Origin of the sequence: Pseudomonas sp. AF32 (genome assembly GCF_022342325.2) — a bacterium.
In the GTDB taxonomy this organism is placed as follows: Bacteria; Pseudomonadota; Gammaproteobacteria; order Pseudomonadales; family Pseudomonadaceae; genus Aquipseudomonas; species Aquipseudomonas uvaldensis.
Genome location: NZ_RQJK02000009.1, coordinates 147836 through 161900, shown reverse-complemented (window position 1 = coordinate 161900; position 14065 = coordinate 147836). Strand labels below are relative to the sequence as shown.

The window sequence follows — 14065 nt, the reverse complement described above, 5'->3', positions numbered from 1 at the left end:
GGGAGACATTGCGATGGCCTTGCTACAGCTGGAGCGCATCAGCGCACAGTACCCCGGTGCAGCGGCACCTGTGCTGGCGGATATTTCACTCACCCTGGGGCCCCGGCAATTGCTGGTTGCCCTTGGCCCGTCCGGCAGTGGCAAGACCTCGCTGTTGAACCTGATCGCCGGATTCGTCAAGCCCAGCTCCGGACAGATCACCCTGGACGGCGTCCCCGTATCGGGGCCGGGTGCCGAGCGTGGCGTGGTGTTCCAGGACGACGCGCTGCTGCCTTGGCAAGACGTGCTGGCTAACGTTGGGTTCGGCCTGGAGCTGGCCGGCGTCGCCAAGGCACAACGTGAAGCCCGCGCTCGCGAAATGCTCGCCCTGGTGGATCTGGCCGGTTTCGAACAACGCCGCATCTGGCAGCTTTCCGGCGGCCAGAAACAACGTGTCGGCCTCGCTCGAGCGTTGGCGGCCGAGCCACGACTGCTGTTGATGGACGAGCCTTTCGGCGCCCTGGACGCTTTCACCCGTGAGCAAATGCAGGAACTGTTGCTGCAAGTCTGGCAACGCACTGCCAAACCGGTGTTCCTCATCACCCATGACATCGAGGAGGCGGTCTTCCTCGCCACCGACCTGATTCTGCTGGCACCCGATCCGGGGCACATCGTCGAGCGCTTGAGCCTGGACTTCAGTCGTCGTTATGGGGACGGGGAGTCGGCGCGGTCGATCAAGTCCGATCCACGCTTTATCGAAACCCGCGAGCATGTACTCGCCAAAGTATTTTCCCAACGCAGCGCCATTCGGCAACAGGAGCGCGCATGAGCAGCTATGAAGTGCCTGCCCTGGTCAGTGAACCGACGACCAGGCACCCAGCCATCGGTTCAGGGTTCAAGCTGAGTATCCGTTGGATCAGCGGCCTGACGTTGATCGCCTTGCTGTCGGCCTGGTGGGCCGTCACCGCCAGCGGGTTGATCGAACCACTGTTCCTGCCTTCGCCCTCCGCGGTGCTGCAAAAAGGCTGGCTGCTGGCGACCAGCGGCTATATGGACGCCACACTCTGGCAACACTTGGGCGCGAGCCTTCAGCGAATCGGCCTGGGCCTGTTGTTCGCCATTTTGACGGCGGTACCGGTGGGCATCGCCATCGGCGCCAACCGCATCGCCAGGGGAGTGCTCGATCCCTTGATCGAGTTTTACCGGCCGATCCCGCCCTTGGCCTATCTGCCATTGATCGTGATCTGGTGCGGCATTGGTGAGCCGTCGAAGGTGCTGCTGATTTATCTGGCGATCTTCGCCCCGATTGCCATCGCTACCGCGACCGGCGTGCGCACCGTCGACCCGGCCAAACTGCGGGCAGCGCAATCGCTGGGGGCCACGCGTATCCAGTTGATTCGCCATGTGATCGTACCCAGCGCCCTGCCGGACATTCTGACCGGGATTCGCATCGGACTGGGCGTAGGCTGGTCGACGCTGGTGGCCGCCGAACTGATCGCCGCCACCAGCGGCCTGGGCTTCATGGTGCAGTCAGCTGCGCAGTTCCTGGTCACCGATGTGGTGGTGTTGGGAATCCTGGTGATCGCATTGATCGCCTTCGCCATGGAGATGGGCTTGCGCGCCCTGCAACGCAGATTGGTGCCATGGCACGGCCAGGCCCATTGATACCCAATGACCACGCCGACGATTCGGCGCCAAACGAGACATTGCGATGAACCGTGCAACCATTACCCCGCTGAGCAGCGCCCTCGGCGCGCAGATCAGCGGGATCGATATCAGCCAGCCCTTGAGCCCACAGGATCGCGACACCATCGAGCAGGCATTGCTTGAACATCAGGTACTGTTCTTTCGGAACCAGCCGATCGATCCGCCGCAACAGGCACGTTTCGCCGCCTGCTTCGGTGACCTGCATATTCATCCGATCTACCCCAACGTGCCAGAGCAGCCCGAAGTCCTGGTGCTCGACACCGCCGTCACCGATGTTCGCGACAATGCCATCTGGCACACCGACGTGACCTTCCTGCCCACCCCCGCCCTGGGCGCGGTGCTCAGCGCCAAACTGCTACCGGCGTTCGGCGGCGACACCTTGTGGGCCAGCGGGATCGCAGCCTATGAAGCCTTGTCATCGCCGTTGAAACGTATGCTGGAAGGCCTGACGGCAACCCACGACTTTATCCGTTCGTTTCCGCTGGAACGGTTTGGCACGACCGCCGAAGATCGGCTGCGCTGGGAAGAAGCGCGCCGCAAAAACCCACCTTTGTCCCATCCGGTCATTCGCACGCACCCGGTCAGCGGGCGTCGTTCACTGTTCGTCAATGAGGGCTTCACCACCCGCATCAACGAGCTATCGGAAAGCGAAAGCGAGGTCATCCTGAAGCTGTTGTTCGCCCATGCCACCCGCCCTGAATTCACAATCCGTTGGCGATGGCAGGCCAATGACGTGGCGTTCTGGGATAACCGCGTCACCCAACACTTCGCGGTGGATGACTATCGCCCGGCGCGGCGGGTCATGCACCGGGCGACGATATTGGGGGATGCGCCGTTTTTCCGCTGAACAGCTATGGAATCACCCCTGTGGCGAGGGGATTTATCCCCTCGCCACAGGGGAAGTATTCGCCGTACTGGTGCGTCACTCCGCCAACGAAGGCTTCTCCCAAAGATTGATCCCACCCTCCTGGGCGAACCGGTCGATCTGCGCCAGTTCCTCTGCACTGAAACTCAGGTTTTTCAGCGCACCGACGTTCTCGATGATCTGCTCCGGACGGCTCGCACCGATCAGTGCCGAGGTGATCCGAGGATCGCGAAGCGTCCAGGCCAAAGCCATTTGGGCCAGGCTCTGCCCGCGCTGTTGGGCGATCTCATTGAGGGCGCGCACATGGGTGATGTTGCTTTGCGACAGGTGCGAAGCCTGCAACGAGCCACCTCCCGGACGGTTGACCCGCGCATCATCCGGAATGCCCTTGAGATATTTGTCAGTGAGCAAGCCTTGGGCCAAGGGAGTAAAAGCGATCACGCCGGTGCCCAGCTCTTCGGTGGCGTCCAGCAGGTCTTTTTCCACCCAGCGATTGAGCAGGTTGTAAGCCGGCTGGTGAATCAGCAGCGGGACTTTCCACTCCTTCAGCAGCGCGGCCATTTCCCGCGTCTTCACGCCTGAATACGAAGAAATGCCGACATACAACGCCTTGCCCTGCTGCACGGCCGTCGCCAATGCACTGGCGGTTTCTTCCAGCGGCGTGTCGGGATCGAAGCGGTGGGAATAGAAGATATCCACGTAGTCCAGCCCCAGGCGCTGCAAGCTCTGGTCGAGACTGGCGAGCACATACTTGCGCGAACCGCCGCCCTGCCCATAAGGCCCCGGCCACATGTCCCAACCGGCCTTGCTGGAGATGATCAGCTCATCGCGGTACTGCCTGAAATCTTCGCGCAGCAACCGACCGAAATTGATCTCGGCGCTGCCGTAGGGCGGACCATAGTTGTTCGCCAAGTCAAAGTGGTTGATCCCCAGGTCGAATGCCGTGCGCAGTAAGGCGCGCTGCGTATCGATCGGCGTGCTGTCGCCGAAGTTGTGCCACAACCCCAGCGACAGTGCTGGCAGCACCAGGCCGCTGCGACCGACGCGGCGATAGGGCATGGACTCGTAGCGGTTTTCGGCGGCGGTGTAAGTCATCGAAAGACCCTCCGTTCGGGTGGATGCGAAAGGGCTAACGGTAGCACTTCATCACAGCACCCTGGGGAAATAAGCCCGGCTCCCACACAGGAACATCGAAGGCCACACTAACGAGCAGCGGCAAACACCTCCGCCAGCCAGTCCACAAATACCCGCACCCTTGGCGACATATGGCGGTTATGGGGATACAGCACCGATATCGGCATGGGTGGGGGTGGGGTGGCGGCGAGTACTTCCTGCACCAGGCCCTGCTCAAGCTGGGTTTGCATCCGATAGCGCGGGCATTGGATCAGGCCCAGGCCGGCGATGGCCGAGGCCGCATAGATTTCGGCACCGAATACCGAGAGTGCTCCGTCGATGGCCACTTCCCTGAGTTCGCCTTCCACCATGAACTGGAACGGATACAGCTTGCCGGTGGTGCGCGACAGATAATTCACCGCCCGGTGCCGGTTCAGGTCGTCGAGGCTTTTCGGCTCGCCGTACTGGCGCAGGTACGCGGGGCTGGCACAAGTGATCTGTTGCAGGCTGGCAACGCGGCGACCGATCAATGACGAATCGCTCAACGTGCCGGCCCGCAACACGCAATCGACCCCCTCGGCGATCAGGTCTACGAAACGATCGGCCTCACTGATGGATAGCTCGATGTCCGGATAGCGGGCCATGAACTGTGGCAATGCCGGAATCACGAAACTCCGCGCCAGGGTTCCATGCAGGTCCACCCGCAACCTGCCCTTGGGCGCCACGCTGCGAAAGGCCAGTTCTGCCTCTTCCAACTCCGCCAGTAATTGCACACAGCGTGGGTAATAGGCTTCGCCGTCGAGGGTCGGTCGAACTTTGCGAGTGCTGCGCTCCATCAGGCGCACGCCCAGCCAGGCTTCGAATTGATTGAGGGTGTGGGTCAGCGTCGCGCGGGGCAGGTTCAGGTCCTCGGCGGCTTGGGTAAAGCTGCTGCGCTCATAAATGCGCACGAACACTTTCATCGCCTTGACTTGATCCATTCGCCCCTTCGCCATGATTGTTGGTGATTATTGAACAGTCACGGCAACTCTCGTGCATTTATCGCACCGAGTAAACATGTGACCCTTCGCTCACCTCAGTTCAACCAGGAATACCGCCATGACCGATCAAAAGTCCAAAGTTGCCATTGTGACCGGCGCCTCCCGCGGCATCGGTGCTGAAATCGCCAAGCGACTGGCGAGCGAAGGCTTCGCCGTCGCCATCAACTACGCCAACAGCGCTACCGAAGCCTCGAAGCTGGTGGTGCAGCTGCGCCAGGCCGGTCAGCAGGCCATCGCGATCAAGGCCGATGTGTCCTCTGCCGCTGATGTCCGGCGGATGTTCGATGAAACCGAAACGCACCTGGGCAAGGTCGACCTGCTGGTCAACAACGCCGGTATCCTGCAGGTCATGCCGCTGGCGCAGCACAGCGATGAGTTGTTCGACCAGACATTCGCCATCAACACTCGAGGCACCTTCAACACCCTGCGCGAAGCCGCGACCCGCCTGAACGATGGCGGCCGGATCGTGAATTTCTCCAGCAGCACCGTTGGCCTCAACCTGCCCGGTTACTCCGTGTACATCGCCAGCAAGGCCGCTGTCGAATCCCTGACCCAGGTATTTGCCAAGGAACTGCGTGGCCGGCAGATCACCGTCAATGCCGTCGCCCCCGGTCCGGTCGCCACCGAGTTGTTCATGCATGGCAAAAGCGAAGAGCAAGTCCAGCAGTACGCCAAGATGCCGCCCCTGGAACGCCTCGGCCAGCCGGAAGATATCGCCAGTATCGTTTCTTTCCTGGCGAGCCCGGCCGCCGGCTGGGTCAACGGGCAGATCTTGCGGGCTAACGGCGGCCTGGTCTGAGGTTCATCGATCAACGAACCAGATGCAGAAACTGCATGTGTCGTTCGTATTGATCGAGGATGTCGTTGATCACCTGCTCCTTGGAGTAGCCCACCAGATCGTAGTCCTGGCTGCCCTCGCTCAGGTGCACTTCGGCGCGGTAGTAGCGGCGGTTGTTGAGTTCCTTGGAGCCCATGCCGCCCCGGGCGAAGGAGGGCGTGAAGTAGCCGCGCATCTGCACTTGGTAGATGAACGGATGCTGCTCGCCATGGCCGATCTCCAGGCTGACGCTGTCGCTGGCCGGATCCGGGTGGGTCATCACTGCCAGCCCTTTTTCGGCAAATACCGCTTTGACTTCCTCGATGGCCGGGCGAACCGTGCTGTCGAGGAAACGGTACACCTCGTCCCGGGACGGGAAGTGCACGGCCTGACTCAAGCGCTGTCGCCAACCACCCTTGCCCCGGCGTGAGCCCGATACAGGTGCCAGGGAATGCATTTGCGCGATTTTTTTCTGCGACTCGAGGAAGAACGCCTTGTGCAGTCCCCACATCATCAGCAGCAGAATCAGCGAGAACGGTAACGATGTCAGCACCACCGCCGACTTCAAGGCATCGATGCTGCCGGAAAACAACAGTGCACTGGTCACCAGGGCAGTCATGGCGCCCCAGAACACCCGCAGCCATTTCGGTCCGTCTTCATCGGGGCTGCCGCCCTTGGCCGAGAGTGTCGAAAGCACTACGGTGCCGGAGTCGGCGGAAGTGACGAAAAATACAAAGCTGATGAACACCGTGACCGCGATGACCGTCTTGCTCCACGGGTAGGTTTCCAACAGCAGGTACAGGCTCATCGAAGGGTTGTCCAAGGCTGACATGCCCAGGGCACTCATGCCTTGGTTAAGTACCTGGTCAATAGCGCTGTTGCCGAAAATCGACATCCACGCCAGGGTGAAGCCCAAGGGAATCAGCAGCACGCCAAACACGAATTCGCGAATGGTGCGCCCCCGGGATATCCGCGCGATGAACAACCCCACGAACGGTGACCACGCGATCCACCATGCCCAGTAGAACACCGTCCAGCCACCCAGCCAGTCGCTGGGTTCGTTGTAGGCGTATAAATCGAAGCTCTTCATCGGCAGCGCGCCGAGGTAATCGCCCACATTCTGGATCAAGGTATTGAGCAGGTGCTGGGTGGGCCCGGCGAACAGCACGAACAGCAGCAAGGCACAGGCCAGCAGCATGTTGATGTCGGACATGACCCGCACGCCCTTGTCGACGCCGGCTACCGCCACGATGATCGCCGCACCCATCATCAGCACGATCAGGCCAACCTGGATCCATTGGGTATGAGCGATGCCAAACAGGTAATCGAGCCCGGAGTTGAGGTGCAAGACGCCAAACCCCATGTCTGCCCCCAGCCCGAACACGGTGGCGATGATGCCAAAGCCGTCCACCGCATAACCGATGGGCCCATTGATGCGTTTGCCGATCAACGGGTACAACGCCGAACGTAACGCCAGCGGAAGATTGTGCCGATAAGCGAAATACGCCAGGGCCATGCCGACAAACGCAAACACACCCCAACCGTGCAGCCCCCAGTGCAGAAAGAGAATCTGCATGGCCTGGCGCGCCGCCTGCGCCGTACCGGCCTCCCCTTGAGGCGGCTGCGCCAGATGAGTCAACGGCTCGGAAACACAAAAGAAAAACAGCGTGATGCTGATCCCGGCGGCGAACAGCATGCCGGCCCAGGACAAATAACTGAATTCGGGTTCGTCGTGGTCGGCACCGAGCTTGATCTTGCCGTAGCCGGACAAGGCGGTGACCACCACGAAGATCAGGTACAGGGTCATCGCCAGCAGGTAATACCAACCGACCGTGTTGGCCGCCCAGTTCTGCGCCGCCAGCAACCAGGCGCCGGCCTGTTCGGGCACGGCGATCACCACCAGACCGAACAGCAGGATAAATGTCGCCGCGAAATAAAAAACCGGCGGATTCATGCGGACCAGACCGCTGGATGGAAGAGACGAGGTATTCATGAGCGAAGCACCCCGGCCAGGGAATTCGCGACAGTCGAAAACGGACTCGGCAAAGGCAAGCCTCCTGTTGTGAGCGGGCAGCAAACCGGCGGTTTAACTTGAATGAACGTTCAAGTTAAACATACTTAGGTAGCTAAGGACTAATCGCAGGGCTCGACGGCAAGTCCACGGCAAGGTATGACGCCGCCTGGTGTGCATTCGTTCAGTAGCGGCAGGCCATCCCCCGCCCCCACAGGTCAAGCGTTGCCCGATCATCCGAAGTCATCAGCCGTTTTACTCCCGGCCAAACGATTGCCAGTTGCCCACCCATACCCACCCTGCCTATAGTCCGGACATCTCCTGCAATCAGTACGGACCCATGATCAAACAACAGCTGGCGCGCTTTAACCGCCTGGACCTGCTCGGCCATCCGACCCCGCTGGAAAAACTCGAACGTCTCTCTACCTGGCTGGGTCGGGACATCTACATCAAGCGCGACGACCTGACCCCCCTGGCGCTGGGTGGCAACAAGCTGCGCAAACTCGAATACCTCGCTGCCGATGCACTGGCCCAGGGTGCCGACACCCTCATTACCGCCGGCGCGATCCAGTCCAACCATGTACGCCAAACCGCCGCGCTGGCGGCCAGGCTGGGCCTGGGTTGTGTGGCCTTGCTGGAAAACCCTATCGGCACCGACGACCGCAACTACCTGGGCAACGGCAATCGACTATTGCTGGAATTGTTCGATGCCAAGGTCGAACTCGTGGACAACCTGGACAACGCCGACGAGCAACTGCAGGCCCTGGCTACGCGGCTGCGCAGCAACGGCAAAAAACCCTACCTCGTGCCCATTGGCGGATCAAACGCCTTGGGCGCGCTGGGGTATGTGCGCGCCGGCCTGGAGTTGGCCGAGCAGATCAAGGACACCGGCCTGGAATTCGCCGCCGTGGTGCTGGCCTCGGGCAGTGCCGGCACCCACAGCGGACTGGCCCTGGCCTTGAGTGAATCACTGCCACAACTCCCGGTGATTGGCGTAACGGTTTCACGCAGCGAAGAAGACCAGTTTCCCAAGGTCCAAGGGCTCGCAGAGCGCGTCGCCCAATTGCTCGATGTCGCGCTTTCGCCAGCCTTCAAGGTAAACCTGTGGGACGAATATTTTGCTCCACGCTATGGCGAGCCCAACGCCGGTACACTGGCGGCGGTCAAGCTGCTGGCCAGCCAGGAAGGACTGCTGCTGGATCCGGTCTACACCGGCAAGGCCATGGCCGGACTGCTCGATGGCATCGGCCGTCACCGCTTCGACGAGGGCCCGATCATTTTCTTGCATACCGGCGGGGCTCCGGCGTTGTTTGCCTATGACGCCGCGTTCTGACGCCTGAAGAAACACAAGAATTCATAATTCCATATCGGAATATAAGTTCTATCTAATATTATTTTCCAATCTATAAAACCCATCTTATAGTTTGGCCGAAGGCATATTTGCCGCGAGACGCCCGGGCTGCTTTAAGGCAGGATGTGGCAGTCTTTTTGGATCGCGGCTATGCCTTCCTCATCCAACATAACGTCTTCATAAGAAAACACAGGGGCTTGTCATGAACTTTTCCGCATTACGTCGCAACCTGTTGGTAGGTTCGTTGGGCCTGGCATTGAGCGCCGGCCTGTTGGGGCAAGCGGTTGCCGGGGAGCAACTGCAAACGATCAAGGACAAGGGCGTGATCAACGTCGGCCTTGAAGGCACTTACCCGCCGTTCAGCTTCGTTGACGCCGACGGCAAGCTGGCCGGTTTCGAAGTTGAATTTTCCGAAGCCCTCGCCAAAGAGCTGGGCGTGAAGGTGAAGCTGCAACCGACCAAATGGGATGGCATCCTGGCAGCACTGGAATCCAAGCGTCTGGACGCAGTGATCAACCAAGTGACCATCTCCGAAGAACGCAAGAAAAAATACGACTTCTCCCAGCCGTATACCGTTTCCGGGATCCAGGCACTGACCCTGACCAAGAACAAAGACACCATCAAGACTGCGGCCGACCTGTCGGGCAAGAAAGTCGGTGTGGGTCTGGGCACCAACTACGAACAGTGGGTCAAGGCCAACGTGCCGGGCGCTGACGTGCGCACCTACGAAGACGACCCGACCAAGTTCCAGGACCTGCGTGTCGGCCGCATCGACGCCATTCTGATCGACCGCCTCGCCGCCCTGGAATACGCCAAGAAGGCCAAGGACACTGCCGCCGCCGGTGAAGCGTTCTCTCGCCAGGAGGCCGGGATTGCCCTGCGTAAAGGCGAACCTGAACTGCTGGACGCGGTGAACAAGGCCATCGACAAGCTGCGCGCCGACGGCACGCTGAAAAAGCTTTCGGAAAAATACTTCAGCGCTGACGTCACTCAATAATGGAAGAGGCTTTTCAACTCGCGCTGGACTCCGCGCCCTTTTTGCTCAAGGGCGCGTATTACACCGTCATCCTCAGCCTCGGCGGCATGTTCTTCGGCTTGCTGCTAGGGTTCGGCCTGGCGTTGATGCGCCTGTCCCGCTTCAGGCTGGTGAGCTGGGTTGCCCGGGTCTACGTGTCGTTCTTTCGCGGCACGCCGCTGCTGGTGCAATTGTTCGTGATTTATTACGGGCTTCCGCAACTGGGCGTCGAGCTGGATCCGTTGCCGGCGGCACTGATCGGCTTTTCGCTGAACATGGCCGCCTATGCATGCGAAATCCTGCGAGCCGCCATCAGCTCCATCGAGCGGGGCCAGTGGGAGGCGGCAGCCAGCATCGGCATGACACGAGCGCAGACCCTGCGTCGTGCCATCCTGCCACAGGCGGCGCGCACGGCCTTGCCACCCCTGGGCAACAGTTTCATTTCCCTGGTCAAGGACACCGCGCTGGCGGCAACCATCCAGGTGCCTGAACTGTTCCGCCAGGCGCAGCTGATTACCGCCCGCACTTTCGAAATCTTCACCATGTATCTTGCCGCCGCGCTGATTTACTGGGTCCTGGCGAGTGTGCTGTCGCACTTGCAGAACGTCCTGGAAGCACGGGTCAATCGGCACGACCAGGAGTCCTGACCCATGATTGTCGTGGAAAAACTGACAAAGCAGTTCAAGGGTCAGGTGGTGCTCAACGGCATCGACCTGAAGATCGAAGAAGGCGAGGTCGTTGCAATCATCGGCCCCAGCGGTTCGGGCAAGACGACCTTCCTGCGCTGCCTGAACTTCCTGGAAGAACCCAGCAGCGGTCGGATCAAGGTCGGCGATATTGAGATCGATGGCAGCCGTCCATTGAATCAGCAACAGGGGTTGGTGCGGCGCCTGCGCCAGCAGGTGGGTTTCGTGTTTCAGAACTTCAACCTGTTCCCCCATCGCACCGCACTGGAAAACGTCACCGAGGGTCCGATCGTGGTGAAAAAAACACCACGCGCCGAGGCTGAAACCCTGGGCCGCAAGCTCTTGGCCAAGGTTGGCCTGGCCGGCAAGGAAAGTGCCTACCCACGGCGCCTTTCCGGCGGCCAGCAGCAACGCGTGGCGATTGCCAGGGCATTGGCGATGGAGCCGCAGGTCATTCTGTTCGATGAACCGACCTCGGCTCTCGACCCGGAATTGGTAGGGGAAGTGCTGGCGACCATTCGTGGCCTGGCCGAGGAAAAACGCACCATGGTCATTGTGACCCACGAAATGGGCTTTGCCCGGGACGTGGCGAACCGCGTGGTGTTTTTCGACAAGGGCGTGATCGTGGAGCAAGACGAAGCCAAGGCCTTGTTTGCCGCTCCCAAGGAAGAACGCACTCGCCAGTTCCTCAGCAAGTTTCTTGCGGACGGACGCACGCCCCAATAATTCATCGACACTTTCGTTACTTCCAGGGATGGAAGTTCGATCACAACAAACAACAACTGACCCTTCTCTCTTAACGCAGTAAACTCAAACTTCGCCTGAGCACATCCGCTATTTTCATGCGCGGTATATACCTGCCTCTCGCCGAACATCTCTGTGCCTCACGCCCCTTTCAACATGGCCTCCCCCTATGACCGGATAAGGCCGTCCCGAGGAAAAGGCAACACAGCGCAGTGTATTGTCGCCGCCACAACGTAGGAAATTTCTGAAGCCTCGCATAATTAATTATTAGATAAACACCTCTATTGACATCACAACTACCGGGCCTTTATCTAGAGCCCTACAGGCGCTGGACGTTATTTAATTCTTCGCGGCAGTGAAACCGAAGGGACCGGTTATGGCCGTAATTAGAAAATTATGTCGCGATCAGAAACGCCTTTGATTTTTCCGAAACGGACTTCGTTTTTCAGGTATCAAGGAGAACACCATGACATGTACGTCGAATATTCCCGAACTGGCCGCGCCCACCCTGGTCAACGCCCACCGGACCGGCATCAACCTCACCAGTGCCGCCCGCCTGGAAGTGACCATCGCCCCTTACCCCGGCATGGACGCCGGCGACCTGATCGAATTGTTCTGGGACAACTGCTACGTTGGCTCCCGCCTGCTGACCGAAGCTGATGTACAGGCCAGCATCACGCTGCGTATTCCGGAGAGCTTCATCATCAACGGTACCTCGCGCATCCACTATCGCGTGATGCAGGTCGGTCGCGGACCGGCGCTGTCGGCAACGCAACGGGTGCAGGTCAAGCTCGACTGCCCCGGCGGCCAACCGTCAGTCCTCAGCGGTGATGAAAACCAGGGGTTGGCCCCCGTACGCATTCCAGTCGCCATCCGACGCCACGGCGTGAACCCGAGCCAGATCAAACGCGGCGTCCCACTGACCATCGAGCCCTACCTGAACATGGCGGCCGACGATGCGATTACCGTACGCTGGGGTGACGTACGCATGGACCTGCCCCGGATCAAACCATGCGAGGTAGGCCAGCCGGTCAACGTCTGGGTCCCCGCGCAAGTCATCCTAGAAGCGGGGGAAGACCTGCGCCTGGAAGTGACGTACTGCATCCTCGACCGTGTGGGCAACAACTCCCATTGGGCACCTCCCCGCACATTGAAAATCGGGTGCGCTGCCTCTTACCTGAAAAAATCGCCGAAAGGCCCCCTGTTGGCAGCCGAACCACGAACCCAATCCTGATCGCCCCGGTGGTGAGGGGATAAACACCTCGCCACGTCCGTTCGCAAAAAGCTCTCTATTCATATCCCTAAAAGTTATTTCAAAAATAATTTATACACGCTTAGGGTATATGCACCGGACCACCGGACATTCCTGAGCCGCATTTTATCGCGGCGTTTTCTTGAGATGTGAGGTGGGTATGGAACGGAACACAATCACCCCGGCGCAGTACGCCAAAGCTCTGCCAGCAGCCACGGAGCGGCTGTGATGTCTGATCTGGCCCAAGCAAAAGTCCAGAGCGACCTGGATGTCGCGCCGCTGCTGCTGCCCGCCCAGGTGCTGCGCAGCGACGCTGAAGCCATCAAGGCGGCCCACGCGCTGGCAGAGGTTGCCCGTCAACAGGCTGCGCGACGCGATCAACAGCGCAAACTGCCCTGGGCAGAGATTGAACAGTTCACGCGCAGCGGGCTGGGCAGCATTGCAATTCCTCGTGAGTACGGCGGCCCACAAGTCTCGTTCGTCACCCTTGCCGATGTATTCGCGATCATCTCCGCCGCCGACCCGGCCCTCGGGCAGATTCCGCAGAACCAGTTCGGCGTGCTTCAGTTGATCCTCGGCACCGGCACCGAACGACAGAAAGAAATCCTGTTGCAAAGCGTGCTCGCGGGATGGCGCATCGGCAATGCCGGGCCCGAACGTGGCGTGCGCAATACCCTTGAACTCAAGGCACGCATCACCGCTGACGGTGACGGCTATGTCATCAACGGGCAGAAATTTTATTCGACCGGCGCGCTGTTCGCCCATTGGGTGGCGGTCAAGGCGCTGAATGACGAAGGCCGCCAAGTGTTGGCGTTCGTGCGGCGCGGCACGCCGGGCCTGCGGATCGTCGACGACTGGTCGGGCTTCGGCCAACGCACCACGGCCAGCGGTACCGTGTTGCTGAACAACGTGCGGGTCGATGCCGAGCTGGTGCTGGACAACTGGCGCATCAACGAAACCCCCAACGTACAAGGCGCCATTTCACAACTGATCCAGGCCGCCATTGATGTGGGCATCGCCCGTGGCGCCATCGATGATGCCATCGCTTTCGTGCGCGAGCGGTCTCGTCCGTGGATCGACGCCAAGGTCGAGCGGGCCAGCGACGATCCGTATGTGATCGCAGACATCGGCAAACTGAAAATCGACCTGCACGCCGCCGAAGCGTTGTTGCGCAAAGCCGGCCAGGTGCTGGACCAGGTCAGCGCAGCCCCCATCACTGCGCAATCCGCCGCCCGTGCCTCGATCGCCGTGGCTGAAGCCAAGGTGCTCAGCACCGAAATCGCCCTGCAGGCCAGCGAAAAGCTGTTCGAGCTGGCCGGCAGCCGCGCCACCCTCGCCGAATTCAACCTCGATCGTCACTGGCGCAACGCACGGGTCCATACCCTGCACGACCCGGTGCGCTGGAAGTACCACGCAATCGGTGCCTACCACCTGAACGGCACCTTGCCGGCCCGGCATTCCTGGATCTGACGACCCGACCTCTGG

The 14065-nt window shown here is 60.3% G+C and carries 13 protein-coding genes; 10 read left to right on the top strand and 3 right to left on the bottom strand.

Going from position 1 to position 14065, the window contains the following annotated elements; genetic code table 11:
- Nucleotides 1-13 precede the first annotated feature (13 nt).
- The 3 genes from tauB to tauD are packed head-to-tail and all read left to right on the top strand — an operon-like array spanning nt 14 to nt 2533.
- Nucleotides 14-808, top strand: coding sequence for a taurine ABC transporter ATP-binding subunit (gene tauB / locus EGM97_RS11080; RefSeq protein WP_238962487.1), 795 nt, complete (start codon nt 14-16; stop codon nt 806-808).
- Entirely contained in the window at nt 805-1644 is an 840-nt protein-coding gene (gene tauC / locus EGM97_RS11075) for a taurine ABC transporter permease TauC (RefSeq protein ID WP_238962486.1), read from the top strand. The genes tauB and tauC overlap by 4 nt, the downstream gene beginning before the upstream one ends.
- Before the next feature lie 46 nt (nt 1645-1690).
- Nucleotides 1691-2533: a taurine dioxygenase gene (gene tauD, locus EGM97_RS11070; RefSeq protein WP_238962485.1), complete on the top strand. Its 843-nt coding sequence runs from the start codon at nt 1691-1693 to the stop codon at nt 2531-2533.
- A 75-nt stretch (nt 2534-2608) separates the two neighbouring features.
- Here tauD and mgrA read toward each other — a convergent pair whose 3' ends face one another.
- Entirely contained in the window at nt 2609-3646 is a 1038-nt protein-coding gene (gene mgrA, locus EGM97_RS11065) for an L-glyceraldehyde 3-phosphate reductase (RefSeq protein ID WP_238962484.1), read from the bottom strand.
- A 107-nt stretch (nt 3647-3753) separates the two neighbouring features.
- Entirely contained in the window at nt 3754-4644 is an 891-nt protein-coding gene (locus EGM97_RS11060; RefSeq protein WP_238962483.1) for a LysR family transcriptional regulator, read from the bottom strand.
- Nucleotides 4645-4762: 118 nt separating this feature from the next.
- On the opposite strand from EGM97_RS11060, the gene EGM97_RS11055 reads away from it, so the two are divergent.
- Entirely contained in the window at nt 4763-5503 is a 741-nt protein-coding gene (locus EGM97_RS11055; RefSeq protein WP_053148019.1) for an SDR family oxidoreductase, read from the top strand.
- Between the two features lie 10 nt (nt 5504-5513).
- Here EGM97_RS11055 and betT read toward each other — a convergent pair whose 3' ends face one another.
- Nucleotides 5514-7475 (bottom strand): choline transporter BetT, encoded by a 1962-nt coding sequence (gene betT / locus EGM97_RS11050; RefSeq protein WP_238962530.1) that lies wholly within the window; start codon nt 7473-7475, stop codon nt 5514-5516.
- Between the two features lie 397 nt (nt 7476-7872).
- Between betT and EGM97_RS11045 the strand changes: the two genes are divergently transcribed.
- From EGM97_RS11045 to EGM97_RS11020, 6 genes are all read left to right on the top strand, one after another.
- Entirely contained in the window at nt 7873-8865 is a 993-nt protein-coding gene (locus tag EGM97_RS11045) for a D-cysteine desulfhydrase (protein ID WP_238962482.1), read from the top strand.
- Between the two features lie 220 nt (nt 8866-9085).
- A complete protein-coding gene (gene tcyJ, locus EGM97_RS11040; RefSeq protein ID WP_238962481.1) occupies nt 9086-9880 on the top strand; it encodes a cystine ABC transporter substrate-binding protein in 795 nt (264 codons plus the stop codon).
- On the top strand, nt 9880-10545 hold the full coding sequence (gene tcyL / locus EGM97_RS11035) for a cystine ABC transporter permease (RefSeq protein WP_053148026.1): 666 nt from the start codon (nt 9880-9882) through the stop codon (nt 10543-10545). Before tcyJ ends, tcyL begins: the two co-directional genes overlap by 1 nt.
- 3 nt (nt 10546-10548) lie before the next feature.
- The gene (gene tcyN, locus EGM97_RS11030; protein WP_238962480.1) at nt 10549-11310 is read left to right on the top strand and encodes an L-cystine ABC transporter ATP-binding protein TcyN; all 762 of its coding nucleotides are present in this window, start codon (nt 10549-10551) and stop codon (nt 11308-11310) included.
- A gap of 484 nt (nt 11311-11794) precedes the next feature.
- On the top strand, nt 11795-12562 hold the full coding sequence (locus EGM97_RS11025; RefSeq protein WP_238962479.1) for a hypothetical protein: 768 nt from the start codon (nt 11795-11797) through the stop codon (nt 12560-12562).
- A gap of 246 nt (nt 12563-12808) precedes the next feature.
- Nucleotides 12809-14050: an SfnB family sulfur acquisition oxidoreductase gene (locus EGM97_RS11020; protein ID WP_238962478.1), complete on the top strand. Its 1242-nt coding sequence runs from the start codon at nt 12809-12811 to the stop codon at nt 14048-14050.
- The last annotated feature ends 15 nt before the right edge of the window (nt 14051-14065 follow it).

Coding starts and splice junctions, on each gene's coding strand:
- tauB (WP_238962487.1), top strand. CDS start 14: ATGGCCTTGCTACAGCTGGAGCGCATCAGCGCACAGTACCCCGGTGCA.
- tauC (WP_238962486.1), top strand. CDS start 805: ATGAGCAGCTATGAAGTGCCTGCCCTGGTCAGTGAACCGACGACCAGG.
- tauD (WP_238962485.1), top strand. CDS start 1,691: ATGAACCGTGCAACCATTACCCCGCTGAGCAGCGCCCTCGGCGCGCAG.
- mgrA (WP_238962484.1), bottom strand. CDS start 3,646: ATGACTTACACCGCCGCCGAAAACCGCTACGAGTCCATGCCCTATCGC.
- EGM97_RS11060 (WP_238962483.1), bottom strand. CDS start 4,644: ATGGATCAAGTCAAGGCGATGAAAGTGTTCGTGCGCATTTATGAGCGC.
- EGM97_RS11055 (WP_053148019.1), top strand. CDS start 4,763: ATGACCGATCAAAAGTCCAAAGTTGCCATTGTGACCGGCGCCTCCCGC.
- betT (WP_238962530.1), bottom strand. CDS start 7,475: ATGAATCCGCCGGTTTTTTATTTCGCGGCGACATTTATCCTGCTGTTC.
- EGM97_RS11045 (WP_238962482.1), top strand. CDS start 7,873: ATGATCAAACAACAGCTGGCGCGCTTTAACCGCCTGGACCTGCTCGGC.
- tcyJ (WP_238962481.1), top strand. CDS start 9,086: ATGAACTTTTCCGCATTACGTCGCAACCTGTTGGTAGGTTCGTTGGGC.
- tcyL (WP_053148026.1), top strand. CDS start 9,880: ATGGAAGAGGCTTTTCAACTCGCGCTGGACTCCGCGCCCTTTTTGCTC.
- tcyN (WP_238962480.1), top strand. CDS start 10,549: ATGATTGTCGTGGAAAAACTGACAAAGCAGTTCAAGGGTCAGGTGGTG.
- EGM97_RS11025 (WP_238962479.1), top strand. CDS start 11,795: ATGACATGTACGTCGAATATTCCCGAACTGGCCGCGCCCACCCTGGTC.
- EGM97_RS11020 (WP_238962478.1), top strand. CDS start 12,809: ATGTCTGATCTGGCCCAAGCAAAAGTCCAGAGCGACCTGGATGTCGCG.